Annotated in this window: 25 protein-coding genes and 2 pseudogenes; 10 read left to right on the plus strand and 17 right to left on the minus strand. The window is 69.7% G+C overall.

The annotated features are described in order from the left end of the window. Nucleotides 1–1,360: 1,360 nt before the first annotated feature. The 7 genes from QSJ40_RS11565 to QSJ40_RS11595 form a co-directional block, all read right to left on the minus strand. Entirely contained in the window at nucleotides 1,361–2,524 is a 1,164-nt protein-coding gene (locus tag QSJ40_RS11565; protein ID WP_285731089.1) for a HipA domain-containing protein, read from the minus strand. A 260-nt stretch (nucleotides 2,525–2,784) separates the two neighbouring features. Then, on the minus strand, nucleotides 2,785–3,300 hold the full coding sequence (locus QSJ40_RS11570; protein WP_285731092.1) for an AMP-binding protein: 516 nt from the start codon (nucleotides 3,298–3,300) through the stop codon (nucleotides 2,785–2,787). Between the two features lie 292 nt (nucleotides 3,301–3,592). After that, nucleotides 3,593–4,207: a biotin transporter BioY gene (locus QSJ40_RS11575; protein WP_278855927.1), complete on the minus strand. Its 615-nt coding sequence runs from the start codon at nucleotides 4,205–4,207 to the stop codon at nucleotides 3,593–3,595. Nucleotides 4,208–4,285: 78 nt separating this feature from the next. Next, complete coding sequence (locus QSJ40_RS11580) at nucleotides 4,286–4,918, minus strand: energy-coupling factor transporter transmembrane component T family protein (RefSeq protein WP_278855924.1); 633 nt, start codon at nucleotides 4,916–4,918, stop codon at nucleotides 4,286–4,288. Further along, nucleotides 4,915–5,670 (minus strand): energy-coupling factor ABC transporter ATP-binding protein, encoded by a 756-nt coding sequence (locus tag QSJ40_RS11585; RefSeq protein ID WP_285731095.1) that lies wholly within the window; start codon nucleotides 5,668–5,670, stop codon nucleotides 4,915–4,917. Before QSJ40_RS11585 ends, QSJ40_RS11580 begins: the two co-directional genes overlap by 4 nt. 10 nt (nucleotides 5,671–5,680) lie before the next feature. After that, nucleotides 5,681–6,007 (minus strand): CHY zinc finger protein, encoded by a 327-nt coding sequence (locus QSJ40_RS11590; protein WP_259903871.1) that lies wholly within the window; start codon nucleotides 6,005–6,007, stop codon nucleotides 5,681–5,683. A 118-nt stretch (nucleotides 6,008–6,125) separates the two neighbouring features. After that, nucleotides 6,126–6,740 (minus strand): TIGR00366 family protein, encoded by a 615-nt coding sequence (locus QSJ40_RS11595; RefSeq protein WP_285731098.1) that lies wholly within the window; start codon nucleotides 6,738–6,740, stop codon nucleotides 6,126–6,128. Here QSJ40_RS11595 and QSJ40_RS11600 point away from each other — a divergent pair. Further along, nucleotides 6,718–7,014: a substrate-binding domain-containing protein gene (locus tag QSJ40_RS11600; protein WP_285731100.1), complete on the plus strand. Its 297-nt coding sequence runs from the start codon at nucleotides 6,718–6,720 to the stop codon at nucleotides 7,012–7,014. The genes QSJ40_RS11595 and QSJ40_RS11600 overlap by 23 nt on opposite strands. Nucleotides 7,015–7,083: 69 nt before the next feature. Here the strand turns inward: QSJ40_RS11600 and QSJ40_RS11605 are convergent, their stop codons facing one another. The 3 genes from QSJ40_RS11605 to QSJ40_RS11615 form a co-directional block, all read right to left on the minus strand. Beyond that, on the minus strand, nucleotides 7,084–7,962 hold the full coding sequence (locus QSJ40_RS11605) for a Cof-type HAD-IIB family hydrolase (protein WP_285731102.1): 879 nt from the start codon (nucleotides 7,960–7,962) through the stop codon (nucleotides 7,084–7,086). A gap of 75 nt (nucleotides 7,963–8,037) precedes the next feature. Further along, nucleotides 8,038–8,742, minus strand: coding sequence for an SCO1664 family protein (locus tag QSJ40_RS11610; protein WP_278855913.1), 705 nt, complete (start codon nucleotides 8,740–8,742; stop codon nucleotides 8,038–8,040). Nucleotides 8,743–8,752: 10 nt separating this feature from the next. Next, nucleotides 8,753–9,424, minus strand: a complete 672-nt coding sequence (locus QSJ40_RS11615; protein WP_006215347.1) for an MSMEG_4193 family putative phosphomutase — start codon at nucleotides 9,422–9,424, stop codon at nucleotides 8,753–8,755. Between the two features lie 130 nt (nucleotides 9,425–9,554). On the opposite strand from QSJ40_RS11615, the gene QSJ40_RS11620 reads away from it, so the two are divergent. From QSJ40_RS11620 to QSJ40_RS11650, 7 genes are all read left to right on the plus strand, one after another. Next, entirely contained in the window at nucleotides 9,555–10,949 is a 1,395-nt protein-coding gene (locus QSJ40_RS11620) for a sigma 54-interacting transcriptional regulator (protein WP_137802656.1), read from the plus strand. Between the two features lie 69 nt (nucleotides 10,950–11,018). Further along, complete coding sequence (locus tag QSJ40_RS11625) at nucleotides 11,019–12,992, plus strand: vWA domain-containing protein (RefSeq protein WP_285731106.1); 1,974 nt, start codon at nucleotides 11,019–11,021, stop codon at nucleotides 12,990–12,992. A 71-nt stretch (nucleotides 12,993–13,063) separates the two neighbouring features. Continuing rightward, the gene (locus QSJ40_RS11630) at nucleotides 13,064–14,182 is read left to right on the plus strand and encodes an alkene reductase (RefSeq protein ID WP_006215344.1); all 1,119 of its coding nucleotides are present in this window, start codon (nucleotides 13,064–13,066) and stop codon (nucleotides 14,180–14,182) included. Between the two features lie 94 nt (nucleotides 14,183–14,276). Beyond that, nucleotides 14,277–15,185: an SDR family oxidoreductase gene (locus QSJ40_RS11635; protein WP_006215343.1), complete on the plus strand. Its 909-nt coding sequence runs from the start codon at nucleotides 14,277–14,279 to the stop codon at nucleotides 15,183–15,185. 76 nt (nucleotides 15,186–15,261) lie between these two features. Then, nucleotides 15,262–16,128: an SMP-30/gluconolactonase/LRE family protein gene (locus QSJ40_RS11640; RefSeq protein ID WP_029643499.1), complete on the plus strand. Its 867-nt coding sequence runs from the start codon at nucleotides 15,262–15,264 to the stop codon at nucleotides 16,126–16,128. 3 nt (nucleotides 16,129–16,131) lie between these two features. Further along, nucleotides 16,132–16,746, plus strand: coding sequence for a TspO/MBR family protein (locus QSJ40_RS11645; protein ID WP_006215341.1), 615 nt, complete (start codon nucleotides 16,132–16,134; stop codon nucleotides 16,744–16,746). Nucleotides 16,747–16,892: 146 nt separating this feature from the next. Continuing rightward, nucleotides 16,893–17,945 carry an intradiol ring-cleavage dioxygenase gene (locus QSJ40_RS11650; RefSeq protein ID WP_285731111.1) on the plus strand — a complete coding sequence of 351 codons (1,053 nt, stop codon included), beginning with the start codon at nucleotides 16,893–16,895 and terminating at the stop codon, nucleotides 17,943–17,945. A gap of 38 nt (nucleotides 17,946–17,983) precedes the next feature. On the opposite strand, the gene QSJ40_RS11655 is transcribed toward QSJ40_RS11650, so the two are convergent. Continuing rightward, nucleotides 17,984–18,856: a helix-turn-helix transcriptional regulator gene (locus tag QSJ40_RS11655; RefSeq protein WP_352156554.1), complete on the minus strand. Its 873-nt coding sequence runs from the start codon at nucleotides 18,854–18,856 to the stop codon at nucleotides 17,984–17,986. A gap of 31 nt (nucleotides 18,857–18,887) precedes the next feature. Here QSJ40_RS11655 and QSJ40_RS11665 point away from each other — a divergent pair. Beyond that, nucleotides 18,888–20,112, plus strand: a pseudogene (locus tag QSJ40_RS11665) (benzoate/H(+) symporter BenE family transporter). Between the two features lie 80 nt (nucleotides 20,113–20,192). Here the strand turns inward: QSJ40_RS11665 and QSJ40_RS11670 are convergent. From QSJ40_RS11670 to QSJ40_RS11690, 5 genes and pseudogenes are all read right to left on the minus strand, one after another. Further along, a complete protein-coding gene (locus QSJ40_RS11670; protein ID WP_285731114.1) occupies nucleotides 20,193–21,389 on the minus strand; it encodes a globin domain-containing protein in 1,197 nt (398 codons plus the stop codon). A 174-nt stretch (nucleotides 21,390–21,563) separates the two neighbouring features. Next, nucleotides 21,564–22,214: an ABC transporter permease family protein gene (locus QSJ40_RS11675; protein ID WP_251714770.1), complete on the minus strand. Its 651-nt coding sequence runs from the start codon at nucleotides 22,212–22,214 to the stop codon at nucleotides 21,564–21,566. Between the two features lie 165 nt (nucleotides 22,215–22,379). Continuing rightward, a pseudogene (locus QSJ40_RS12845) lies at nucleotides 22,380–22,514 on the minus strand (ATP-binding cassette domain-containing protein); the annotation flags it as partial. Between the two features lie 421 nt (nucleotides 22,515–22,935). Beyond that, on the minus strand, nucleotides 22,936–23,742 hold the full coding sequence (locus QSJ40_RS11685; protein ID WP_006214398.1) for a rhomboid family intramembrane serine protease: 807 nt from the start codon (nucleotides 23,740–23,742) through the stop codon (nucleotides 22,936–22,938). Nucleotides 23,743–23,904: 162 nt separating this feature from the next. Then, complete coding sequence (locus QSJ40_RS11690; protein WP_053446631.1) at nucleotides 23,905–24,447, minus strand: peptidylprolyl isomerase; 543 nt, start codon at nucleotides 24,445–24,447, stop codon at nucleotides 23,905–23,907. Between the two features lie 200 nt (nucleotides 24,448–24,647). Here QSJ40_RS11690 and QSJ40_RS11695 point away from each other — a divergent pair, with 200 nt between their 5' ends. Then, nucleotides 24,648–25,529, plus strand: a complete 882-nt coding sequence (locus QSJ40_RS11695) for a hypothetical protein (RefSeq protein WP_285731118.1) — start codon at nucleotides 24,648–24,650, stop codon at nucleotides 25,527–25,529. Between the two features lie 122 nt (nucleotides 25,530–25,651). Here QSJ40_RS11695 and QSJ40_RS11700 read toward each other — a convergent pair whose 3' ends face one another. Continuing rightward, nucleotides 25,652–26,932 carry an Nramp family divalent metal transporter gene (locus QSJ40_RS11700; protein ID WP_235044735.1) on the minus strand — a complete coding sequence of 427 codons (1,281 nt, stop codon included), beginning with the start codon at nucleotides 26,930–26,932 and terminating at the stop codon, nucleotides 25,652–25,654. Nucleotides 26,933–26,992 lie beyond the last annotated feature (60 nt).

The raw sequence follows: 26,992 nt of genomic DNA on the forward strand, positions 1-26,992 counted from the left end.
CGACTTCACGGCGAGATCGGCATGATCCCGCCCGTCGAGCTCGAGGACACCTACCATCACAACCACCCCGCACCGGCACCCGCCGACGCGGCACTTGCGAGCCTCTAACAAACCCGGGGCGATTCAACCTGCGCCCAGTGACGCCCTCAGCTAACAGCAAGCGCCGGGGCAAGACAGTGGCTGAACCTGTGGAGTGGAAGACCGCCCTGCTCCCAGCGGTCCAGCAGTTCGCCCACGACTACAGGCTCCCCATGCCCCTGGTTTGTCCCTGAGACAGAGCTAGGGCCGTGCCACGCGAAGTGCGCGACACGGCCCTAGACAAGCGGATAGCCCCGCGCCAACGGGGCTATCCTGAGGTCTGTAGTAAATACCGAGTCCATTCTAGCGTCTGCGCCAACAGGCTGCTACTGGACCCGCCAGCGATCGGAACACCCTGGCGGCGGGATGAGAAGCCCCGCGAACCAACATCGCCAGCCGCTTGTGAGGCACCGCCTCCGCGGCCCCTCCCGGGTCAGAGCCGGTTCTTCCGCCGAGCGCGCAGCCCGGCACCGTCACCGGGTCGAGCAATCCCCGGACAGCGAAGGAGTGCCAAGCCCTACAGCCGCCCTCGGGAGACAACAGCCTTGCCCCGAGCGAGCGACCGGAGCTGCGCGCACATGCCGCCACTGCACAGGAGTAACGCCCTGAACCGTTGTCATCCACACACATCGACCGACCCGGATGAACGGGTTTGCCGGGTCAACAGCTACACAGACCAAGGAAGCAGGGGAGCTAGTCCCAAATATGCACGACGGGCGAAGTTGATTGCTTGGCTATCACTAGCTAAAGGAAAAGGCTCGCTGCGCTCCCAGCTGTACTCGCCAGCACGCCTACGCCAATATAGGGTAGGTCCAGACGCTGCTCCCTCCGCTTAGACAACGCCTCTTGTGCGGAGCCGGGGTTATATCCGAACATTGTTTGATCGAGATAGCTGCTCAACGTCCACTTTCCATCCAGCTGGATATTTCTTTTGAGTAGTTCATACTCAGATTCCTTTTCACGCTTTCGCCCCTCATCCACCTCCGCCTCCACCCACACCTTTAAATCTTTATCAATGCAGTGGGCCAGGCGTGCTCGCCGTACCTCAGGAAGGTTCCTCGCCCACGCCCCGAAAGCTCCTCGTATGGAGCAGATGAACCCCAGGGCATAGAGTGCCAGCACAACACTAAACAAAGTCATGAAAAGCTCCACTGATAGAGAAGGCTCGATAACCGTAATTGAGTCCATTCGATTGCTGAATCACCTGTCCCCATCAGTCCCATGGCAAATCAGCGTGAAAAACCGCCCGGCAGGTGCTACCGCCACCCTCCGCCGCAGAAAATCAGCCCCATCGGAAACCGACAAGCTCATCTATTTCATCAAAAACACCTAGTCTATGAGACTTCGAATACAGCGTGATTTGATTCAGGCTGAGGTGAAGTATATAGCTTAAAAGTCGCCGCATGAGCATGGCCGGCCACTCCGGTAAGGTACCGCTCGAGCTTGTCGAACTGATGCGCTCCTCGAGGGTGCTGCTGGGTCTGGCCTTCCTGACCGTCGCGCTCCTGCCGACACCGAGGGAGCGTACCGGGGTCACGGCCTGCGCCGGATGAACCTCCCACCGGGGCCCCGGCCCTGCTCCCTCGAGGTCCCGCGCCCGGGCGTCGGCGCTGCACGACCGAGCCGTCGGGCGGTCTCGAGGCGTTCCTCGTCGAACAACACGGCGAAGCGCTCGAGCTCGCTGGCCGACGCTCCGAGGAGGCGCGTGCTCGGGCACTCGCGCAGCCGCCTCCGCAGCGGCAGAGATCGAGGAGCGCGCCTGATCGAGGGTCAGGCCATACCGGTCGCGATCGGCGAACAGCCGACGCAGGTCCCGGTCCTCGGGGTCGTTCTCCCGGTCGATGGGCGTGCTCTCCAGCACACCGGGATGCGGGTTGATGTCGAAGGCAGGGGCAGGCTCCCAGTCCACCCCCGCGCGCAGAAACCCGTGATTGCGCGCATGATCGTCGGCATTGTTGACGAGCACGGTGAACGCCACCCGACGAAACAGCTCGGCTCCCACCTGCGGGCGCCACTCCGAGGCGGCGAGCGCGGCAGTGACCAGCTGCGCGTAGGTGAAGTCCGTGGCGTCGCTCAGCTGCAGGAGCCCGGCACCGGTGCCGGTGGGCAGCAGTCGCAGCGCCTCCTCATCCAGCTGGTCCTCGCTCTCGATCCGACCGGTGACCGCCGCGATCCACGGCAGGTGCTCGGCGGAGGCGATCTCCGCGGCCTGACCCGCCGGCTCGCCTGGCCGAGCGAATCTCAGGGCGCCCTGCCGCGTCTCGTCGCCGATCCGGAGCAGGATGTCGAGCTCCGAGAGCCGCTTGGGTCGGCGGCCCTCGGCCCGGGCAGCACGACGCTCGGCCGATTCGAGCAGCCGGGTGCCCCAGCGATCCGGCTGAACGTCGCGGAAGGCGAAGAACGTGCTGAGGTGCACCTGGACCCTCTCGGCCTCGAGGGCGCTCATGGTCGCTGCCCGTCCAAGAACGCGGCAAGGCGGGCCCGACCCTGGGGAGACTGCAGGGGGTCCGCTCCCGCGATGACCTGATCGAGCAGCCCCACCGCGGAAAGGATCTCGAGGGCGCTGGTCAGCTCCACGTTCTCGCCGCGCTCGAAGTTGCGCAGCGTGGTGAGGCTGACTCCCGCACGCGCGGCTGTGCGCTTGGCGGTGAGCCGATTGATCTTGCGTATGGTGGTGACGTGCGCGCCGATCGTCTCCAGTGCGCGCTACTCGAACGTGGTGGGATCCAGCTTCTGCCCAGCGCACACGATCGCCGTGACGCCGCTCGCGTCGACGCCGGCGGCCAGGCCGCGTTCGGCGAGGACGCGCAGCATCGTGGGCACGACCACCAGGCGGGTGATCCCGTGCCGGGCGATCGCGGCGTGGGCGCCGGCGACGTCGAACTCCGGCAGCGTCACGGATCCGGCGCCCGCATGAAGGCACTCGGAGAGGGCGCAGAGGTTCAGGCTCCCGGCCAGCGGCCCGGGGGCCAGCACACGGTCCTGCGGCACCAGGCCGAAGTGCGCGGCGGACGCCTCGAAGGATCGCCGCCACGAGTCGCGGCTGCGGCGGAAGCCCTTGGACAGGGCCGTGGTGCCCGAGGTCAGCCCGATCAGGAAGGTCGACTCTGGCTCGCCGTCGCGCAGCTGCGCAGGGGCGGAATCGGCCGGCAGGCTCGACGCGCAGCGCTCCCGCACCTGCTCGGCCATGTCCTCCGGCCAGGCCGATCCAGGACGGCGCACACCCGGTCCTCGGCCACCCCGGCGGCCCACCGGACGGCGAAGTCCGTGGCATTGGCCTGTCGCAGGATCCCCGTGGGCTCGCCCGACGCGGCCAGAGCCGCGGCCCTGGCGCGCAGCTCGCCCCAGCTCAGTCGATCGTCGCCGCAGGCGACGGCGAGCTCGCCAGGGCGCTGCGCGGCCCAGCGGTTCAATCGGTCCAGAAAGGGCATGTCACCGTCCTCGGCGGTGCTCCCGCGCCTCAGCGCGGCAGCGGGTCAGGTGTCGACGCCGCCGTCGGGCAGCGTCCCCGGGCTCAGGAGACAGTGGGCGTCCCGCCCAGGAGCCGACGGTAGCTGCGGTGCACGTTGATCGCGGCCAGGGTCGCCACGACCGCCTTCAGGAGGTCACCCGGGAGGAACACGAGGGATCCCAGAGCCGAGGTGCCCAGGGGCAGGCCGGTGACCACGGCCGTCCACGGCACGCCGCAGAGGTAGATGACCACGATGCCGCCCAGGGCCACGCTCAGCAGCACGGCTGCGAAGCGGGCGGCGCTGCCGGTGCGGCGGATCGCCCAGTGCTTCACCAGCGCCCCGATAATCAGGGCCGCGAAGATCCATCCCACCAGGTAGCCGCCGGTCGGCCCCAGGAACACACCCAGCCCGCCCCGGCCGCCGGCCAGCAGCGGCAGCCCGGCCAGGACCAGGACCTCCAGGACGATGACGGAGAGCATGCCGCGCACCGGCCCGAGCAGCGCGCCGGCGAGCATCACCCCCAGGGTCTGCAGCGTGATAGGCACCGGGAGGATCCCGATCGTGATCGGGGGCACCAGCCCCAGGGCGGCGATGAGGGCGGCGAAGACCGCCACGAGAACGGTGTTCTCCGTGGCAGTCGAGGAGTCGGTGGTCCGGGAAGCAGTGCTGCTGGTCATGGTGTCCTTCGAATGGTGAGGAGCCGAGGGGCTCGGATGGACGGAAGCGATGTGAACGGGAAGGGGATGGAGGCGGACTCAGTCGGACGGGGTCCGGGGTGCGCTGCGCGGCGGCGGCGGCTGTGAGTCGTAGCAGCGGGCGTCCAGAGCCGCTGCGATCTGCTGGGCCGACTCCAGCGTGCGCACGAGCAGGGGCACCAGCACGGCGACCGGGCTGTTGTGCAGGCCGCGGGCGTGCTGCGCCTCGCGGACCTCCAGGTACTGGCTGCGGATCTGCGGGATGAAGCGGATGGTCATGGACAGGGCCAGGCTCATCTGGGCCGGGTTCAGCCCGAGGCGCCGGGCGGGAGCCAGGAGCCGCTCGAACAGGGAGAGCATCTCCCCGAACGAGGTGGACAGGCTCACGGAATAGGCCAGCAGGCAGAGGCTCAGCAGCCGCAGTGCCGAGACCGACGCGGCCTCCCAGCCCGCGGAGAGGCCCAGGGTGAGGAAGACGATCCCGATGATGAGCATCAGCCCCGCCAGCATCCGGGCCAGGCGCAGCAGCGGTGTGCGGGTGAGCACCGCGGCGGTCACGGCCAGGGCGAGCACCGCGAGCAGGACGCCCAGATGGGTCACGGCGTAGATGCCAAGGCTTGCCACGAACAGGAACGCGAACTTCCATCCGGCCGGGATCCGGGTCAGCGGCCCCGTGCGCTGCGCGCCGGTCACTGGTCGCTGACCCGGCAGTAGAACTCCACGGCCGGGCCCGGGGCGCTGTCGAAGGCGATCCGGCCCTCGTGCACCACCAGGACCCTCTCGTAGTCCTCGATCATGTCGAGGTCATGGGTGACCATGATCACCCGCTGATCCAGGCCGTCGATGGTGGTCTGCAGCCGGCGCCGATTGCGCCGGTCGAGCATGGTCGTGGGCTCGTCGAAGACGATCGTGGACGGCTCCATGACCAGCACCGAGGCCAGGGCCACCATCTGCTTCTCGCCCCCGGACAGGGCGTGTGACTCCCGCTCGCGCAGCTGGCCGATGCCCAACCGGTCGAGGACCGCCTCCACCCGGGCCGTGAGCTCGGCGCCGCGCAGGCCCAGGTTCTTGGCCCCGAAGGCGAGGTCCTCCTCCACCAGGGGCATCACGATCTGGTTCTCCGGGTTCTGGAACACGAACCCGACCTGGCGCCGGATGAGCTTGGCGTCCTTCGCTGTGGACATCCCGTCCACCTGAACTGTGCCGCGGGTGGGCAGCAGCAGGCCGTTGAGCAGGCGCAGCAGCGTGGACTTGCCCGAGCCGTTGAGCCCGATCACCGCGATGCGGTGCTCGTCCAGGCAGAGATTCACGTCCGTCAGGACGTCGACGCCCTCCCGGTTGACGGCCACGTCGCTGAGCCGGATGCCCGGGAACCGGGAGGCCGGCGCCTCGTCCGGCCGACTGCGGCGCGACAGGCTCCAGGGAGGTGTCTTGTGCGACATCATGCGGGGGCTCCTAGCGGGTCGCTGGGTCGAAGTACAGGTGGGAGTGCAGGGCGCATCTCGGGTTGAACGGCGCCGTGCAGCGCGGGCAGCCGTCCGACCCCAGGTACTCGCGGATCGTGAGCTCGCTGCGGCAGACCCCGCAGAGGACGGCCGCGGTGTCGTGCTCCTCGACCGGCCACTGCACGGCCTCGTGCCCCGCGTTCTCCTGGTGGCAGAGGTGGCATGGATAGTACTGGTCGCAGCAGCGGAACCTGATGGCGACCACATCGAGCGCTGTGCGGTAGTGGACGCATCGCGTCTGCTCGTCGACAGGGCTCCCCAGGACTCGTGGCCCCATGTCTTCTCCTCGCTCCGGTGGGGACGCAGCCGCTGCGGGCACGCGTCGGGGGCGTCGATCGCGGGCCGGGCCGGTCCCTGTCCTCCGCGAGGACAGGGACCGGCCCGGTGCTCCTGGCTCAGCCAGCACCGACGATGAGCATCGTCCCGCCGAAGGTGATGCCGCTCAGGACCAGGGTGACGAACGTGTACCCGAGGATGTCACGGATCTTCAGCCCGGCCACGGCCAGCAGCGGGATCGCCCAGAACGGCTGGATCAAGTTGGTCCACTGGTCGCCGTAGGCGATCGCCATGATCACCACGGACTGATCGACCTGCAGCGCGTCCGCCGCGTTGGCGAACATCGGCGCCATCACGGCGAACTGCCCGCCGCCGGACGGCACGAAGATGTTGAGGAAGCCGGCGGCCAGGAACGTCCACAGGCCCAGGGTCCCGGGCGTGGAGATGTCGATGAAGAACTGGCTGAAGGTGTCCACCAGCCCGCTGACGCTCAGCATGCCGATGATCCCCGCGTAGAGCGGGTACTGCAGCAGCACCTCGCCCACGGTCCGCCCGCCGCGGGAGATCAGCCCGGCCAGCTCGCGAGCGTTGCCGACCAAGAGCATGATCAGGCACAGAAACGTCCAGTTGACGATGTCCAGGGTCAGATCGAAGCCGTTCTTGCCGAAGTAGAGCACCAGGTAGAGGCCCAGCAGCACACCCAGGGTCAGGGTGAAGATCCGCAGCTGCTCCACGCGCTCGGCCGGGGTCTTCGGCGTGATCGAGGCAGCCCAGGAGCGCGGCATGCGCGTGCCCGGGGATCTGTGGATCGTCGGCTACGACGACATCCCGATGTGGTCATGGAAGCTGCTGGGACTCTCGTCGGTGCGCCAGCCCATAGACGAGATGGCCCGGCTGGCGCTCGAGATCCTCCGCGCCCGGATCGAGGATCCCGACGCCGAGGTCGTGCAGAAGCGCTTCCCGACCAAGCTGATCCTCCGGGGCTCCGCAGGCGACAGCCCGACGTGAACGCCGCCGGTCGCCTGCACGCCCCTGCGCTGATCGGGGTGCTCCCCACCGCGCCGGGGTCGAGGCGGCTCAATCGCGGGCCGTCGGCTCCGGGGTCTCGGTGCGGTCCTCGCGCCGCTCGTCCTGCGCATCGACCTCGGACAGCGAGAACGGGAAGTACTGCTCCAGGATGCGGGCGATGCCCTCGTCGTCGTTCGTGGCGGTGACGACATCGGCGGCCTCCTTGGCCTCCGGGATGCCGTTGCCCATGGCCACGCCCAGACCCGCCGCGGAGAGCATGGTGATGTCGTTGCCGTTGTCGCCGAAGGCCATGACGGCCTCCAGCGGGATGCCCTTGGCCGCGCAGTAGTCGGTGATCGCCGAGGACTTGTCCACGCCGCGGGCGGTGGCCTCGAAGTAGATCGGCGAGGAGAACGTGCACTCGGCGCGATCGGCGAAATCCCGGTCCAGCTCCTTCTGCAGCTCGAGCAGCTCGGGGCGCTCCCCGGTGAACAGCAGCTTGGTGGCCGGCTCCGGCAGATCGGCGACCTGCGGCAGCGGACGGATGCTCAGCGCGTTGCCCTCGGCCTCATGTCGGACCTGCGGGTGCTCGGGCTCCGAGGCGAAGAGCTCCTCCCCCAGCGGGATCATCACGATCAGGCCGCGCGAGAGCACGTGGTCGATGATCTCCTGCGCGGTCTGGGCGTCGATCTCCCGGCGGGCGATGACCTCCCCGGAGGCCTGGTCCACGATGATCGACCCATTCATGCCGGCCAGGATCAGATCCTCGCCGATCTCCAGCTTTTCGGCCAGCTGCTTCAGACCGGGGATCGGGCGGCCGGAGGCCAGCATGATCTGAGCGCCCGCCTCCCGGATGGCCTCCAGCCCCAGGCGGGTGCCGGGCTGGAGCTGGCGGTCGCTGCCCAGCAGGGTGCCGTCGATGTCGAAGGCGACGAGGCGGAAGGTCATTGGGGTCTCCTGTGCTGGGGCGGGCAAGCATTCCTGCCCCCCAGCATGCCAGCTCAGCGCCCGGGACGACGGGCCTTACAGCGGCGGCCAGGGGATCCGATATCCACCGGTCTCATCGTGCGGCAGCACCGGGTCTGCCAGCAGCATCTGCACCCGCAGCTGCAGGGCCATCTGCTCGACCGGGAAGAGCAGCTCCTCGAGCTCGTCGGGCAGCTGCTCGGCCAGTGGAGCCAGGTCCTCGAGCAGCCCCTCCGGCACGGGCTCGCCGGCGAACTCCCAGATCACGGTGCGCAGCTTGTCCGGGGCCGAGAAGCACAGCCCCTGATCGATCCCCCAGATGCGGCCGTCGGCGCCGTGCAGGACGTGGCCGCCCTTGCGATCGGTGTTGTTGGCGATGACGTCGAAGACCGCCATCCGCCGCAGATCGTCGTGCGTCTCGGGATGGGAGTCGTAGAGCGTGAAGTAGTGCTCCTGCGGGTCGTGGTCCACGAAGCGCTGGATCGACCCGGGGCCGAACGGCCCCTCCTCGCGCAGCACCGTGGTGGGGATCAGCCCCCAACCCAGGGCCTCGGACAGCACGTAGGCTGCCCGCTCCCGGCGGTAGATGCGCGGCGGGAAGTCGCGCAGGGGCTTCTCGCCCTCCTCCGCCTTGTAGACGCCGCGGACGGTGCGGCCGTCGTCGTCGGTCACGTCCACGAGCAGCGCGGAGTTGGAGGACTCGCGGAACAGGCCCACGAGCTCGATCTCCCCGTGCTGCAGGACGTGCTCGTCAGCGCTCATGGGAGGGGGATCAGTCCGAGAGCAGGTCGGACAGGAAGCCGTCGGTCGTGTTCATGCGCAGAACCGAAGGTGCCCGTCCCGGCATATACGAGATCGCCGAGACGGAGCAGGGATCCACGGAGATGCGCTGGAAGTGATCCAGGTGCGAGCCGAGCGCGTGGTTGAGCAGCACCTTGATGGGGTCCGCGTGAGAGAAGCACACGACGGTCTGGCCGGGATGCCGATCGCGGAGGCGCTGGATGCCCTCGACCATGCGGTACTGCATCTCCGTGAAGCTCTCCCCGTCCGGGAAGCGGAAGCTCGAGGGGCTCTGCTGCACGGCGGTCCACTCCGGCAGCTTGGCCAGGTGCTTGAGCTTCTCGCCGGTCCACTCGCCGAAATCGCACTCGAGCAGGTCCGACTGCGCCTCGGCGGTGAGCCCGGTGGCCTTCTCGACCGGCTCGGCGGTCTCCCGCGTGCGCTCCAGCGGCGAGGTGTACAGGGCGTCCACGGCCAGGCCCTGGAAGCGCTCGGCCAGCCGCTCGGCCTGCGCCAAGCCCTTCTCGGACAGGTGCAGCCCGGGTGCACGACCCGGCAGGACCTTTCCCGTGGTGGGAGTGAGTCCGTGGCGGACCAGCAGGATCAGCGTGGGACGCTCGGCGGAGGTCTGGGAACTGTCGGTCTCGGTCTGTCTGTCGCTCACGCGCTCACCGTACCGCCCACGGCCGACTGCGGAAGAGGGGCGGAGGCACCGAGTGCGCTCAGCGCGAAAGCACCCAGCCGGGTACTGCCAGGCCACTTGTGCTGTCGCGGTGCAGGGCTAGCGTGAAGGTGTGACCGATCACCCTGACATCAGCACCCTGGGCGAGCTGCGCGCCGCCGATCTCCCTGTCCGCACCCTGCGTGAGGAGCTGCGGGCCAACCTGCTCGACGCCCTGGCGGAGGACCGCGACCCCTGGCCCGGTCTGCACGGCCTGAGCCGCACGGTCCTGCCGCAGGTCGAGCGCGCCCTGATCGCCGGGCACGACATCGTCCTGCTCGGCGAGCGCGGACAGGGCAAGACCCGTCTGCTGCGCACCATGGTGGGCCTGCTGGACGAATGGTCCCCGGAGATCGAGGGCTCGGAGCTGCACGAGCACCCGCTGGATCCGATCACCGACGCCTCCCGGACCCGCATCGCCGCCGAGGGCGACTCCCTGCCCATCGTCTGGCGGCACCGCGACGAGCGCTACGTGGAGAAGCTGGCCACCCCGGACACGTCGGTCGCGGACCTCATCGGCGACGTCGACCCCGTGCGCGTGGCCGAGGGCCGCCGCCTGGGCGATCCGGAGACCATCCACTACGGCCTGATCCCCCGCGCCCACCGCGGCATCGTGGCCATCAACGAGCTTCCCGATCTGGCCGAGCGCATCCAGGTGGCCATGCTCAATGTCATGGAGGAGCGCGACGTCCAGATCCGCGGCTACGTCCTGCGCCTGCCCCTGGACGTGCTGGTCGTGGCTTCGGCCAACCCGGAGGACTACACCAACCGCGGGCGGATCATCACGCCGCTGCAGGACCGCTTCGGCGCGGAGATCCGCACCCACTACCCGATCGAGCTCGCGGACGAGATGGCCGTGATCTCACAGGAGGCCGACCTGGTCGCCGAGGTCCCCGAGGCCCTGCTGGAGATCCTGGCGCGCTACACCCGGCTGCTGCGCGAGTCGCCGGCCGTGGATCAGCGCTCCGGAGTCTCGGCCCGCTTCTCGATCGCCGGTGCGGAGACCACGGCCGCGGCCGCCCTGCGCCGAGCCACGGTGTACCGGGAGGACGCCGCCGTCGCACGGCTCGTGGACATCGACGCCGCCGTGGACGTGCTGGCCGGCAAGATCGAGTTCGAGGCCGGGGAGGAGGGCCGCGAGCAGGCCGTCCTGGACCACCTGCTGCGCCGGGCCACCGCCGAGACCCTGGCGGCACGGCTGCGCGGAGTGGACCTGGACCCCCTGATCGAGGCCCTGGACGGGACCGTCACCGTGACCACCGGTGCGGACATCCCCGCCCACGAGCTGCTGGAGGAGCTGCCCGAGCTGCCGGAGGAGAGCCAGGACCTCTACGACCGGATCGCCCAGGCCTTCGGCGCCGAGTCCGCCGGCGAGCGCGCCGCGGCCGTCGAGCTGGCCCTCGAGTGGCTGTTCCTGGCCCAGAAGATCTCCAAGGACGCCGACGACGACGGCACCATCTACGGCTGAGCAAGGGCTCCCGGCGCCGCTGACCGGGTCCGCGCTCATCGTCCCTGCACCACGGAAAGAAGGTGCGCAGTGCCTGCGTATCGCAACAGCCGCTACGGCCGCTATCGCGGGGGACCCGATCCCCTGGCGCCGCCGCCGGACCTTACGGAGGCCCTGGACGCGATCGGCCGCGATGTCATGGAGGGGTACTCGCCGCAGGATGCCCTGCGCGAGTTCCTGCGCCGAGGCGGTCGCGGCCAGCGCGGCCTGGACGACCTCTCCCGGCGGGTGAACCAGCGCCGCCGCGAGCTGCTCGGCAAGCACAGCCTGGGCGGCACGCTCGATGAGGTGAAGAGCCTGCTCGAGCAGGCCGTGCGGCTGGAGCGCGAGCAGCTGTTGCGTGACGCCCGCATGGATCCCACGGACCGGCAGCTGCGGGAGATGCAGCTCGGTGCACTGCCGTCGTCCACGGCCGCGGCCGTGTCCGAGCTGGCGGACTACGACTGGGCCTCTCAGCAGGCCCGGCAGACCTATGAGCAGATCAAGGACAAGCTCGGCCGCGAGGTGCTGGATCAGCGCTTCGCCGGCATGAAGCAGGCCCTGGAGGGCGCCACGGAGGAGGACCGCCAGGCGATCTCGCAGATGCTCGCCGATCTCAACGAGCTGCTGGCCAAGCACGCCCGCGGGGAGGACACCCCTGAGGACTTCGAGCAGTTCATGGAGGAGCACGGGGAGCACTTCCCGGAGGATCCGCAGGACATCGACGAGCTGATCGACGCCCTGGCCCAGCGCTCGGCGGCAGCCGCCCGCATGATGAACTCCATGACGCCGGAGCAGCGCCAGGAGCTCATGGAGCTGTCGGCCCAGGCCTTCGGCTCCCCGCAGCTCATGGAGCAGCTCTCTCAGCTCGACGCCAACCTCCAGGCCCTGCGCCCCGGCGAGGACTGGAGCGGCTCCGAGCGCTTCGAGGGCCAGGAGGGCCTGGGACTCGGCGACGGCACCGGGGTGCTGCAGGACATCGCGGACTTGGATGCCCTGGCCGATCAGCTCTCCCAGAGCCATCAGGGCGCGGCCCTGGATGACATCGACCTCGACGCCCTGGGCCGGCAGCTCGGCCAGGACGCCGCCGTGGATGCCCGCACGCTCAGCGAGCTCGAGAAGGCCCTGCGCGACTCCGGGCTGCTGCACCGCGGATCGGACGGCGCGCTGCGTCTCTCCCCGCGCGCGGTGCGCCAGCTCGGGCGGGCGCTGCTGCGCGACACCGCCGAGCAGCTCTCCGGCCGCCCCGGCTCACGGGACACCCGCCGCACCGGAGCCTCGGGAGAGCTCACCGGCTCCACCCGGGCCTGGCAGTTCGGGGACCTGGAGTCCTGGGATGTGACCCGCACGATCACCAACGCGATCCAGCGCACCGTCGGGGAGGGCGGCGATCCGTCCCGCGGCATGCGACTGCGCGTGGAGGATGTAGAGGTCCAGGAGACCGAGGACCGCACGCAGGCGGCGGTGGCGCTGCTCGTGGACACGTCGTTCTCCATGGCCGCCGAGGGCCGGTGGCTGCCCATGAAGCAGACCGCCCTGGCCCTGCATCACCTGATCAGCACCCGGTTCCGGGGCGATTCCCTCGAGCTGATCTCCTTCGGGCGCTGGGCGCGCAGCCTGGACGAGAATGAGCTGACCGCCATGCCGCCGGTGCACGAGCAGGGCACCAATCTGCATCACGGCCTGCTGCTGGCTGGGAGGTTCTTCCGCCGGCACCCGTCGATGCAGCCGATCCTGCTGATCGTCACCGACGGTGAGCCCACCGCGCACCTGCTGCCCAGCGGCGACGCTCACTTCGACTGGCCCACCTCCACCCCCACGCTGCAGGCGACCGTCTCCGAGCTGGACCGCGTCACCCGCACCGGGGCGCACACCACGTTCTTCCAGCTCGGCGACGACCCCGGCCTGAGCCGCTTCCTCAACGCCATGGCTCGCCGGGCCGACGGCCGCGTGGTGGCCGTGGATCCCGAGGAGCTCGGCTCGGCGGTGCTGGACGAGTACCTCTCGTCCAAGGGCGGGGAATGAAGCGACGGAATATGTCGGGCTCGTCCTGTCTTGAACCGAACAGTTCCGTCCCGCCGCCAAGGAGGCCGCTCATGCCCGATCTGTTCGACCAGCTGACCCTGGGAGCTCTCGAGATCCCCAACCGCGTGGTCATGGCACCGCTGACCCGCCTGCGCGCTCAGGCCGACGGCACGCCGTCGGACCTGAACGTCGAGTACTACGCCCAGCGCGCCTCGGCGGGCCTGGTCACCACGGAGGGCACCTTCCCCGCAGCCGTCGGGCGGTCCTACCCGGGGCAGGCCGGCATCGCCAACGACGCCCACGCCGCCGGGTGGAAGCGCGTGGCCGAGGCGGTGCATGCCGAGGGCGGGCGGCTGTCCATGCAGGTCATGCACGGTGGCCGCATCTCGCATCCGGAGATCAACGGCGGTCAGCAGCCCGTGGCCCCCAGCGCGATCGCCCCCGGCACCTCCCTGCACCTGCAGGACGGGCGCAAGGACGAGATCCCCGTGCCGCGCGAGCTGAGCACCGAGGAGCTGGCTGAGGTCCGCGACGGCTTCGCGGCCGCCGCACGCCGGGCCGTCGACGCCGGGGTGGATCTGATCGAGCTGCACAGCGCCAACGGCTATCTCCTGCACCAGTTCCTGGCTCCGGCGTCGAATCAGCGCACGGACCAGTACGGCGGGACGCCTGCGGCGCGGGCGTCGTTCGTGGCGGAGGTCGTGAAAGCTGTGGCCCAGGAGGTCGGAGCCGATCGCACCGCGATCCGGCTGTCCCCGGGCAACGGAGCGCAGGGCACGGCGGAGACCGACCCGCAGGAGACCGAGGCGACCTACCGCGCGCTGCTGCAGGAGATCGGCGGGCTGGGCCTGGCCTATGTCTCGCTGCTCGTGGCGGATCCGCAGGACCCCTCGGTCGCCCTGGTCCGCGAGCTGTTCGACGGCCCGCTCCTGCTGAACACCGGGTGGGCGCAGATCACCGATCTGGAGGCGTCGCGCGCGATCGTGGACAGCGGCGCCGGCGATGCCGCCGTGGTGGGCCGCAGCATGATCGCCAACCCCGATCTGGTGCAGCGCTGGCGCGAGGGCCTGCCGGTCAACGAACCGGACCCCTCTACCTTCTACACGCACGACGCCGCCGGCTACACCGACTACCCGCTGGCCGTGAGCGGTTCCGCCGCACCTGAAGGTCCCGCCATGACGCGGCCCTGAGCCAACCACACGGGGTTCGCGCCGTCAGCGAACAGCCAGGTCAGGACCAGGCTCGACACAGACAGTCAGGGTGCTGATGTTCTAGGCTCGAAGCATGACGAACAACGAGAAGCACGACCAGCTCACCTTCCAGAACCCCACGACCCGCTACGTGCAGATCGACCCGCCGGTGCAGTCCCAGGAGGCCCCCGGCCTGGACCGCGACCTGGATCCCCGCGCCGATCTGGGCGAGGAGACCTACCGCGGCACCGGGCGCCTGGAGGGCCGCACGGCCCTGATCACCGGCGGCGACTCCGGCATCGGCGCCGCCGTGGCGATCGCCTTCGCCCGCGAGGGCGCGAACGTGGCCATCAGCTACCTCCCGGAGGAGGAGCAGGACGCCCAGCACGTCAAGGAGGTCATCGAGGGCGCTGGCCGCAAGGCCCTGCTGCTGCCCGGCGACCTGCGCGACAAGGACTTCGCCCGCAAGCTGCCCGGCAAGGTCGCCGATGAGCTCGGCGCCCTGGACATCCTGGTCAACAACGCCGGGCGCCAGTACCACTGGGAGAGCCTCGAGGCGATCACGGACGAGCAGTTCGAGAACACCTTCGACATCAAGCTGTTCTCGATGTTCCGCGTCACGCAGGCGGCGCTGAACGTGATGCCGGCGGGCTCGTCGATCATCAACACCACCTCCGTGCAGGCCTACAAGCCCTCGGAGACCCTGGTGGACTACGCGTCCTCGAACGGCGCCATCAACGCCTTCACCCAGGCCCTGGCCCAGCAGCTCGTCGAGCGCGGCATCCGCGTCAACGCCGTGGCTCCGGGCCCCATCTGGACGCCGCTGCAGGTCACGGACAACAAGAACGAGGAGCAGCTGACCTCGTTCGGCCGCCAGGCCACGATCGGGCGCGCCGGTCAGCCCACCGAGCTCGCCCCGGCCTACGTCTACCTGGCCTCCCCCGAGTCCAGCTACGTCACCGGCGACGTCCTCAACGTCAACGGAGGCTCGCCCGTCGCCTGATCGGCACACGCCACCGCACGACCACGCCGGGTCGGAGCCTCCCCGGGCTCCGGCCCGGCGTCCTACGCTGAGGAGCATGACCATCAAGGCACAGCGCATCACCGATTCGATCGCCCATCACGCCGAGGGCCCTGTCTGGTGGGCGGCCACCGGGCGCCTGAGGTTCGTGGACATGCTCCACGGGGCGATCATCGAGATCGACGACGACGGCGGCCATCAGCGCCTGGAGGTCCCCTCCCGCATCGCCTCGATGCTGCGCCCGCGGGTGGGCGGCGGCGCCGTCGTCGGGCTGGAGAACGGCATCGGCCTGGCCCGCCAGGAGGATCTCTCGGATCTCGAGCAGATCGTGACCCTGTTCGAGGACTCCGGACTGCGCACGAACGAGGGCGGCTGCGATCCCCAGGGCCGGCTCTGGCTGGGCGACATGGCCTATGAGAAGACCGAGGGCGCCTCGAGCGTCTACCGCTGGGACGGGCCCGGCACCGAGCCGCAGACGGCCTGGGATGGCGCGACCATCGCCAACGGCATCGGCTGGAGCCCGGACGGGGACCTCGCCTACTGGAACGACACCCCCACGGGACAGATCACGGTCTTCGACCACGACCCGGAGCGCGGACCCGTCGACCCCCGCGCCTTCGTGCGGATCCCGGAGGATGCGGGGCACCCCGACGGCCTCACCGTGGATGCCGAGGGCGGCATATGGACAGCGCTCAACGGCGGCAGCGCCGTGCACCGCTACTCCCCCGAGGGCGAGCTCACCGAGGTGATCGAGCTGCCCGTCCGCCAGATCACCGCCTGCACCTTCGGCGGCCCGGACCTGGACCGGCTGTTCATCACGACGTCGCGGGAGAACCTCCCCGATGACGAGGAGCCGGCGGCCGGATCGATCTACGCCGTCGAGCCGGGCGTGCGCGGCATGCAGCCGCTGGCCTTCGGAGGCTGAGCCGTGCAGATCCTGCGCAGAAGCCGCTCCCGGCGCGCACCGCGCCTGGCACCCCGGCTGCTGGCCACCGGCGCCGCCGTGACCGCCACGGCAGCGATCGGCTCGCTCGCCACGGGTCCGGCGGTGCGCTCCCCCGAGTACACCCACCTGGACAAGCCCTCATGGCAGCCGCCGGGAGTCGCGTTCCCGATCGTATGGACGGGCCTCTACACGGTCATCGCGTGCACGTCGGCGCTGGCGCTGACGAACCTCGCCCGGCACCGCGAGCGAGCGCAGGCCGATGAGCACGAGCTCGTGCCGCCGCAGCGGCCGCGGGTCCCCGCGCGGCGCTCCCGCCCGCTGTCCCGGCAGCTGAGTCGTCGCAGCGCCGGGCTGCGTCGATCCCTGGCCGTGAATCTCGCGCTGAACGCCGGCTGGTGCTGGACCTTCTTCCGGGCCCGCGAGTTCGAACTGGCCTCGGTGCACGCCGCCGTGCTGACCCTCAGCTGCGCAGACCTGAGCCGACGTGCGGGCTCCGCCCATCGAGGAGCGGGGGCAGCCCTGGTCCCCTACGTCCTGTGGTGCGGCTTCGCAACGGCGCTGAGCACTTCGATCGCCCGGCGCAATCCCCGCCGGTGAGCCGCTCGATCGAAGAATTCTCTGCCGTAGCACCTCACAGCCCCAGCACAGGTCCAGGCGAACCTCGGCACAAGGGCCGCCCGTAGCTTCGTGATCAGACAGCCCGGCAGCAGCGCCGGGCGGACCCCGATCACGAAGGAGCAGCCGTGCTCTTCCTGCGCCGCAGCCGCGACACCGCTTCCCAGGACACCGCCACCCAGGGCTCGATGACCGAGCCGCCCGTCAACAACGAGAACGACCCTCGGGTCGAGATGATCGACGGGATGCCGCACTACCAGGGGCGCCCGCTCGAGCGGCCCGAGGACGAAGTCCAGGATCAGGGGCTGTCCTTCGACCTGCAGACGCTCGTCTCCCGTCGCAGCGCGCTCTCGGCGCTGGGCCTGGGTGCCACCGCCTTCGGGCTGGCGGCCTGCGCGCCCACCTCGAGCTCCTCCTCGGCGTCCTCGTCGGCCTCCGCCACGAGCTCGGCGACCCCCACCGATGACGCCTCGATCGACGTGGCCTCCGAGATCCCCGATGAGACCGCCGGCCCCTACCCCGGCGACGGCTCGAACGGGCCCGACGTCCTGGAGGAGTCCGGCGTGGTGCGCAGCGACATCCGCTCGAGCTTCGGCACCGGCTCCGCCACGGCCGAGGGCATCCCCATGACCCTGGAGATGACCATCGTGAACATGGCCGACAGCTACAAGCCCTGGGCCGGAGCTGCTGTCTACGTCTGGCACTGCGACCGCGATGGCGAGTACTCCATGTACTCCGAGGGCATCGAGGATGAGAACTACCTGCGCGGCGTGCAGATCGCCGACTCGAGCGGCAAGGTCACCTTCACCAGCATCTTCCCCGCCTGCTACACGGGTCGGTGGCCGCACATCCACTTCGAGGTCTTCCCGGATGAGGCATCGATCACCGATCAGTCCAACGCGGCGTCGATCTCGCAGATCGCGATCCCGCAGGCCACCTGCGATGAGGCCTACGCGACCTCGGGCTACGAGTCCTCGGTGACCAACATGGCCTCGCTGTCCCTGGACACGGACAACGTGTTCAGCGACGACGGCGGCCAGACCCAGCTGGCGACCGTGACCGGTGATGCCAAGAGCGGGTACACCCTGTCGATCACCGTGGGCGTGGACACCAACACGGAGCCGTCGATGGGCGGGATGGGCGGCGGGGCCGGCGCCCCCGGCGCTGCACCTGCGGCCTGAGCCTCCGGCGAGGTCCCGCCCCATCGGCTCCCGCAGCCTCAGCTCATGGATTCCGAGATCGGCATACTGACTGGTCCCGGCTGGTTCTCGGCCAGCCAGGATGCCAGGGTCCGCAGCCGGGCCTCGGAGTCCGAGCCCTTCTCGGTGGAGTAGAGGAACAGCGTCTGATCCTCCGCGCCGGTGACCTCCAGGGCCTCGTAGTGCACATCGATGCGGCCCACGAGCTGGTGGTTCAGGCGCTTGAGGCCGTCGCGGCGCTCGGTCACCCGGTGATCCGCCCACCAGGTGCGGAACTCCTCGCTGCGCAGAGACAGCTCCCCCACGAGCTGAGCCAGCTGGGGATCGTCGGGGTGGCGCCCGGCATCCAGGCGCAGGGTGCCGACCATGGAGGAGGCGACCTTCTCCCAGTCCACGTACTTCTCGCGAGCCTCGGGGTCCAGGAAGGCCCAGTGGATGAGGCTGCGCTGCCCGGGGGCGCGGGCGGGGATGCCCGCCAGCAGGGAGGCGGCCAGCGGATTCATGGCCAGGACCTCCGTGCGGCGACCGCGCACGAAGGCCGGATGATCGGTGAAGGTCTCGAGCAGCGAGTGCTTGAGGCGCTGCTGCTCCGCCGTGGGGGGCCTGGCCCGCTGGGGCAGTGCCAGCGCCCGGGCCAGATCCTGCAGGTGGCGGGCGGCGGTGGGGTCCAGCTCGAGCGCCTCGGCCAGGGCGAGCTGCACCGATTCCGACGGCCGCTTGTGCCGGCCCTGCTCCAGGCGCGTGTAGTAGTCCGTGCTCACCCCTGCCCGCGCTGCGACCTCCTCGCGACGCAGACCGGGGACTCGCCGACGGGGCCCGTCGTCGTCGGGGGCCAGCGCAGCGCGCCGGGGGGCCGGCTCTGGTGGACTGAGCGGAATCCGTCCGCCGTCCAGCCACCGGGCAGTCCCATGTCGACGCGGCAGCGTGCTCCGGTCCTCGAGCGGCCCGACCTCTCCCCCCGCCGGGCCTCGGCAGCTGCTGCGCGACCTCAGTCCCGAGTACGCGGTCAACGGCCTGATCGGCCTGATCTTCTCAGCCTCCGGGCCGATCGCCGTGACGCTGGCCGTGGGCGCCTCCGGCGGGCTGTCGGATGAGCAGATCGCTTCCTGGGTCTTCGGCATCTTCGTCTCGGCGGGGCTGGCGACCATCTTCATGTCCCTGCTGTTCCGCCGCCCCTTCGGCTTCGCCTGGTCGATCCCCGGGAACCGTGCTGCTGGGGCCGTCGCTGCAGCACCTGTCCTTCCCGGAGGTCGTGGGTGCGTTCTTCACCACGGGTGTCCTGGTCATGGGACTGGGCATGACCGGTGTGGTGCGCAGGGCCATGGCCGCGATCCCCATGCCGATCGTGATGGCCATGGTCGCGGCGATCTTCCTGCGCTTCGGCACGGACGTCGTGGACGCCTCCACCTCTGCCCCGGCGATCGCCCTGCCGATGGTCATCGTGATCGTCCTGCTCACCGCGGTGCCCGCCCTCGGCAAGCGCATGCCCCCGGTGCTGGGGACCCTGCTGATCGGGCTGGTCATGGTGGTCGCCACGGGCCAGTTCCGCTTCGAGGCCGACGGCCGTGTGCCGGCCCAGCCCGTCTTCACCGCCCCCGAGTTCACCCTGGCCGCCCAGCTCGAGCTGCTGGTGCCGCTGGCGATGACGGTGCTCGTGGTGCAGAACGGCCAGGGCATCGCCGTGCTGCGCCAGGCCGAGCACGACCCGTCCATCAACTCGTTCGCCGTGGCCTCCGGCGCCTTCTCGATCGTCAATGCGTCGGTCGGCGCGGTCTCCGCCTGCGTCACCGGCCCCACGAACGTGCTCCTGACGGCATCGGGGCAGAAGCAGCGGCAGTACACGGCGGCTGTCACCTACGGCGTGCTCTCGCTGGTCTTCGCCTTGTTCGCCCCGGTGTTCACGCGGTTCATGCTCGCCACCCCGGAGGCCTTCGTGCTGGCCCTGGGCGGCATCGCCATGATCAAGGCGCTGCAGGGGGCGTTCGTCACCGCGTTCTCCACGCGCTTTACGTTCGGCGCCCTGGTCACGTTCGTGGTGACGGTCTCCGGGCTGGACCTGTTCAACATCCACGCCGCGTTCTGGGGCATCCTCTTCGGCTACGTCGTCTCCCGCGTCCTGGAGCCCCAGGACCACCTGGGCCTCGGCTGACCCGCCGCACCTGGGTTCCAGGCGCGGCGGGCCTCGTGTGAGATCACTGCGCGCCGGCTCGACTCACTCGCCGATCGAGGTCACTCGGCGTCGGCGTGGTACTCCACGGCGTCGTCGTGGAGCATCCACAGGTCCGGGCCGAAGATCTCGTAGCGGATCTGCTTGCCCGGGATGCCGGCGCCGATCAGGGCAGAGCGGGTCTCCTTCATGAAGTCCAGGCTGCCGCAGAGGTAGACTTCCGCACCCGCGTCAACGCCCTGGGCACCGAAGTCGGCACGGCCGATGTGGTCGGCCTCGCCCTCCTCGACCGTCCAGCGCTCGAAACGCGCCTCCGGCAGCTTCTCGATGAGGGCCTTCTGCTCCTCGAGCAGCGGCGCCGCCGCGTCCGAGGAGTCCACGCGGAACGCAGTGACCTGGCGCTGCGATCCCTCGGCGACCAGACGGTCCAGGAACGCGACCATGGGCGTGACGCCGATGCCCGAGGAGACCAGAACGAGCGGGGCGGTGGAGCCGGTGAGGACCACGTCGCCGTACGGGTTCGACAGCTTGACCGTGGAGCCGACCTCCATGGCGGTCACGACCGGCGAGACCTCCCCGTCCATGTCCTGCTTGACGGCCAGGCGGCGCTGACGGGGGTTGTCGACCGGGATCAGCGTGAACTGCCGGGACTGCTCGATGCCCTCGGGCAGCCGCACCTTGATCGAGACGTACTGCCCGGCCACCGCATCGGTCATGGGGGTGTCGTCGGCGGGCTCGTAGGTGAGGACATAGGTGCCCTCCGAGGTCTCGCGCTTGTCCACGAGGGTGAACTCGTTGAACACGTTGTCGTTGGCCTGCTCGGAGTACAGGCCCTTCTCGAGCTTGATGAGGGCATCGGCCATGAGCCAGTAGACCTCGGTCCAGGCCGCGGCGATCTCGGGGGTCAGGGCATCGCCCAAGTCATCGGCGATCGCGCCCAGAAGGTGCTTCTCCACGATCGGGTACTGCCCCTCCACGATGCCCAGCGACGTGTGCTTATGGGCCACGCGCGAGAGCAGCTCGTCGGGGTAGGACTCCGGGTGGTTGAGGATGTGGGTGGCGAAGGCGACCACGGAGCCGGCCAGGGCGAGGGGCTGCTCACCGGTGCGCTGGTTCGCGCGGCTGAAGATGCCCTCCTCGATCAGCTGCGGCTCCGCCTCGAACATCGACTGGTAGAACTTCGGCGCGATGTCCGGAAGGCGCTCCGCGATCACGGGCGCGGTGGCTTCGATGAGCGGGCGGGCTGACTCGGAGAGCATGGGCTCCTCTTCCTGTGCACGGCTTCGTCCCATCGCCGCCGACGGAGTCCCCCGCGGCAGGCGCTGAGCCGACGGCCGGTTCCGGCCGCACCTTGGATCGTTGCACCGCCGCCGCGGCCGGGGCTTGATCTTGGTCAAGCCCCGGCAACCGGTTGCCGCCGTCCCGGGGACGGCTCACATCCCCGCAGGCCCTCCCGCGGCACGACGGCGCAGTGCCGGCCTCGTGGCCCGCAGGGCGATCGGGATCATGGCCGCACCGGCTCCGAGCACGACGACGACGGCCGCCAGAGTCATCGGCGAGATCAGCGCCCCTGCCCCGATCATGGGCGACAGGACGATCACGGTCGCTCCCACGACGATGACCAGCAGGACCCGCAGCGGCCGCATCACCGCCAGGCGACGGGCCCGATCGATCTGCGCCACGGGCATGCCCAGCCGGTGCAGGCCGAACCACACCTGCCAGCGATCATCGGCCGCGGCGAGACCGGCCGTGCCCAGCAGCGCGGCGACGCGCAGAGCGATCGCCCACCAGGGCAGCACCAGGGCGGCGGCCCCGATCCGCACACCGTCCACATGCAGCCCGCCCAGGGCCGGGATCAGCGCCGCGTAGATGCCCAGGCCGGCCAGCAGCCCGATCGCAGCCTGGAGAAGCGCCTCGAGGAGCACGAGGGCATGCAGCATGGCTCTCCCTGCCCCCAGCAGGCGCAGCCAGGACAGCCGCGCATCGCGCCGCCGCGCGGACAGCTTGGCCGCAGCGCCAGCGAGCTGCACGAGCGGCAGACCGAGAATGCACGGCGCCACAGCGCTGAGGGCCCTGTACAGCATCCGCAATCCGCATCCCGGGCTCGGCGTAGTCGTGGCTCCAACCGGAGCACGGCCGGCGGGGGCACGGCAGAGCCGGAGCGGGACAGGGTCGCGGCGCTCATCGAGCAGCAGCCCCTGCTGGAACACGAAGCCGAAGTGCTCCCGTCGCAGCCGCGCCCGCTCCTCCGCCGACAGCTCCTGGACGGCGACCGAGCTGTCCGCGGTGCGGAGGCGGACCTGCCCGGAATCAGGGACCGAGATCCCGGCCAGGGCGTGGAGCAGCGTGGTCTTTCCCGAACCCGAGGGCCCGGTGATCGCCACGGACTCCCCCGGGGGCGATCGTGAGGCTCACCCCGTCCAGGGCGGCCGTCGATCCGTAGTGCTGTGCGAGGTCATGGGCGTGGAGAACAGCTCTTGTCATGGCTCCACGATGCGCTCCGGGGCTTCGTCGGCACATCGGACCCGGGTCCGGTCTTCGTGCCCGTCGCCGCGCCCCGTCGTGGTAGCGCGGTCTGATCGGCATCCCGCCCCGCGGATAACTCCGACACCGTCCCCACCCGGTTCACAAAGTTATCCACAGGTGTGGAGAAAGGTGTGAAGAAGTCGAACATGTCTGCGAACAGTGCGGGCTCGATCCGCCCTGATCGGTATCCACAGGCTTGTTCACACTTGTGGAATTACACGAATGGCGTTCGTCCACCGCTGTGGACACAGTCTGTGGACAGCCGATGTGCACAGCGTCTCAGCCGCGGGGGCGACGGCCGCGCCCGCGCAGTCCCAGCAACGCGCCCATGACCACCATGCCCGTCACGATCCCGCCCAGGTGGCCCTGCCAGGAGATGCCGGGGAAGAACAGGCCGAAGGCCGTGTTGAACCCGATCAGCACGAGGATCCCGGACAGGTTCTCGCGATAGCGCCGCCCGCCCCACAGCGCCAGGGCGAGCACGGCGCCGAACAGCCCGAAGACCGCGCCGGAGGCCCCCACGGTGAACGTGTAGGCGGGCGAGAGCAGCAGCACCGCCGCCGCTCCGCCCAGCAGCGAGAGCAGATAGACCGTGAGGAAGCGCCCGCGCCCGATCTCCGGCTCGAGCATCCGGCCGAAGATCCACAGCGTGTACATGTTCAGCAGCAGGTGCGCGGGGTTGGACATCGAGTGCGAGAACCCGCTGGTGATCACCGTCCACGGCGCCTGCGAGACGTAGCCGGGGGCCAGGCCCAGCAGCACCAGGGGGTTGATCCCCATCAGGCTCAGCAGCCACTGCACCGCGTAGACCGCCGCGTTGATCCCGATCAGCACCCAGGTCACGGTCATGGCGCCCCCGCGCCGGCGAGCCTGGCGAACAGAGGGAACCGAGGGGGCAGGCCGAGCCTGACGCGCCTCAGGATGCCCCGCCTGCCACGACGCCCCCTGCAGCGGATCGCTCGGCTGCCCAGCAGGCTGCGACGGGTCCGCCATCCGCCCGTACTGCGGCAGCTGCGGGCCGCTGTCGCTGCGGGGATCGCGGGGAGATCCGGGCTCGCCGATCGGCTCGTGGGGTCCCTGGGTCATCGGTGTGCTCCTGTGCGATGGATGGTCCTGGCTGGGCGGCGGGGCGCCGTCGTCGCGGGCCCTGCGCCGTCGGATATGGCGCAGGGGCCCGGCCGATCGGCCGGGCCCCTGCGGGTCGACGATCGCCGCGAGCGCGGGATCATCGGGTGCTGCGAGTGCTGCTCAGAGCTGCTCGATGTCGATCGAGGTGATGACGGCGTCCTCGACCGGGCGGTCCATGCCGCCGGTGCGCACGCTGTTCAGCTCGTCGACGACCTTCTTGGAGGCGTCGTCGACGACCTCGCCGAAGATCGTGTGCTTGCCGTTGAGCCACGGGGTGGTCGAGGTGGTGATGAAGAACTGCGAGCCGTTGGTGCCCTGGCCGCCGCGCTTGCCGGCGTTGGCCATGGCCAGCAGGTACGGCTTGTCGAAGCTGAGCTCGGGGTGGATCTCATCGTCGAACATGTAGCCCGGGCCGCCGACACCCTGACCCAGCGGATCGCCACCCTGGATCATGAAGTCCTTGATGATGCGGTGGAAGATGACGTCCTTGTAGAGGGGGCCCTCGCCCTTGGAGCCGGTGTTCGGGTCCACCCACTCCTGGGAGCCGTCGGACAGGCCGATGAAGTTCTTGACGGTCTTCGGAGCGTGGTTGCCGAAGAGCTCCACGACGATGTCGCCGTGGTTCGTGTGGATGGTCGCCTTAGCGGTGGCAAGAGAAGTCATGACCCCAGTATCCCATGACCGGCTCGCTTGTCGCGGAGAAGAGACGACGACGGTTCCCGTTCCGCCGCGAGTGAAAAAGCACAGCCGTCTGCTGAAAACTCCCTGAGTGATGGGTGACCCGACGGCCTCCACCATGGGTCATCCCAGGCACAGCCCGTATGCTGGACCGAGAATCCTAGACCCCTGAGGAGGGAGCTTCCATGAGCAAGAGGGCAGAGAAGAAGGCCGCCAAGGCAGCCGCCGCGCGTCAGGCCGCTGTGGAGAACCGCGTCGTCGACGCCGGCGACTGGCTCGCCAAGGAGATCGGCGCCCTGGCGCCGCGGCTGCAGGACGGCGTGCGCTCCGGCGCGATCTCGCTGGCCGGCGGCATCCACACCGCCACCCCGTACGTCCAGCAGGGCGCCGCCAGCGCCAAGGGCGCCACCTCCGGGCTGCGCAGCCGCGCCGCCGTGCAGGCCGCCAAGTCGGCCCCGCAGGTCGCCAAGGTCGCCGCCAAGGTCGCTCCGGTCGGTGCCGCCGTGAAGGCCTCCCCGCAGGCCGCCAAGGCTCTGAAGGCCGCCAACGACGGCAAGCTGGCCGTGTCCGAGCGCTACAACGCCACGGCCGCTCAGCTGGCCCAGCGCTTCGCCGACGCCGACACCCCCGAGCAGTTCGAGGCCGCCGTCGCGCGCCTGACCGGCAACAAGAAGGCCGTCAAGAACGCCAAGAAGGCCGCCGCGCGCATGTCCAAGGACTACGCCAAGCAGCAGAAGAAGGCGCAGAAGGGCGGCGGCCGCGGCCTGCTCGTCCTCGGCCTGGTCGTGACCGGCCTGGTCGCCGGCGCCGCCGCCTTCAAGGCCTCGCGTCCGGTCCAGGATCCCTGGAAGACCCCGGCCTCGACCTCCCCGCGCGTGACGGCCTCCCCGGTCGACAAGTCCACCACCGTGGCCGCCGGCCACGGTGTGAAGGTCGATGACGCCAAGGCCGACTCGAGCGTCAAGGGCACGGCCAAGTCCGTGACCGAGGATGCCAAGCAGACGGTCAACGAGATCAAGGACCAGATCAACGGCACCCAGAACGAGAAGAAGGACGGCCAGGCCTGAGCCTGATCGTCTTCAGCGGCTGAGGCCGCACACCGCACGGCCCCCTCACCGAAAAGGTGAGGGGGCCGTCGTCGTCCTGGATGCCGGGGCCGGGGCAAGAGTGCCGGACCCCGGGGCGGGGATCAGCCGAAGGAGCCGATCACGTCCTGGAGCGTGTCCCAGACCTGGTAGATGCCCAGGATCGTGAACAGCGCGGCGCAGATGATCAGCACGCCGTTGGTGACCCAGCCGTTGCGCCAGCGGTCGGGGGTGCGCTTGGTGTTCAGCAGCCCCAGCAGCGTGATCGCCAGGAACGGCATGAACAGCGCGCCCAGCACGCCGTAGAGCAGGATCAGGAAGATCGGACGGCCCAGCAGCAGCAGGAGCATGGGCGGGAACGTGATCCACAGCAGGTAGAACTTCACGTACTTGCCGCCCGGACGGGTGGCGGGGTGACCCGAGGGCAGATCGCGGTGGTGGCCCCAGAAGTCCGCGAACATCAGCGAGACGCCCGACCACACGCCCACGACCGAGGAGAACGACGCGGCGAAGAAGCCGATCAGGAACGCTGTGCCGATGGCCTGGCCGTAGCGATCGTTGAGGACGTCGGCCAGATCGAGCAGCCCGGCGTCGGTCGCGGAGATGGACACGCCCGCCGCATAGAGCACCTCGGCACCCACGATCAGCATGGAGAGCACGAAGATGCCGGTGACCACGTAGGCGACCGTGTTGTCGAGCTGCATGACGCGCATCCACTTGGGGCTGGCCCATCCCTTCTCGCGCAGCCAGTAGCCGTAGGCCGCCAGGGTGATGGTGCCGCCGATGCCGCCGGACAGCGCCAGCGTGTAGACCAGTCCGCCCTCGGGGATCATGGGCACCAGGCCGGCGATCATGCTCGGGATGTTGGGTGCGGCGATGATCGCCAGACCCACGACCACCACGAACATGATGCCGACCATCACGGCCGTGAGCTTCTCCACCAGCGCGTACTTGCCGAACCAGACCATGAAGAAGCCGGCCAGGCCCATCAGGATGGCCCAGGCCGGCAGCGGCATGGTGTTCGGGAACAGCGCCACGATCGGCAGGGCTGCCGAGGACATGGCCGTGGCCCCGTACACGAAGCCCCAGATCATGATGTACGGCGCGAAGTAGACCGCCGTCCACTTGCCCAGCGAGCGCCAGCCCTCGAAGATCGTGCGGCCGGTGGCCAGCGAGTAGCGCCCGGCGCCCTCCACGAGCACGATCTTCACGATGGTGCCCACGATGACGGCCCACAGCAGGGCGTATCCGTAGCGCGAGCCGGCCGTCAGGGTCGCGACCAGGTCGGCTGCGCCCACACCCGTTCCGGCCACGACCAGGCCCGGGCCGATGATCTTCCAGCGACGGATCGCGGTGAGCTGCTCATCCGGATCGATGTGGGGCATGGGCCCCAGGTATTCCTTCGGTGCGGACATGACTCACCCTTCTCACGACGTGATCTGTGT

Source organism: Kocuria sp. NBRC 114282 (genome assembly GCF_030268385.1).
Classification (GTDB): domain Bacteria; phylum Actinomycetota; class Actinomycetes; order Actinomycetales; family Micrococcaceae; genus Kocuria; species Kocuria palustris.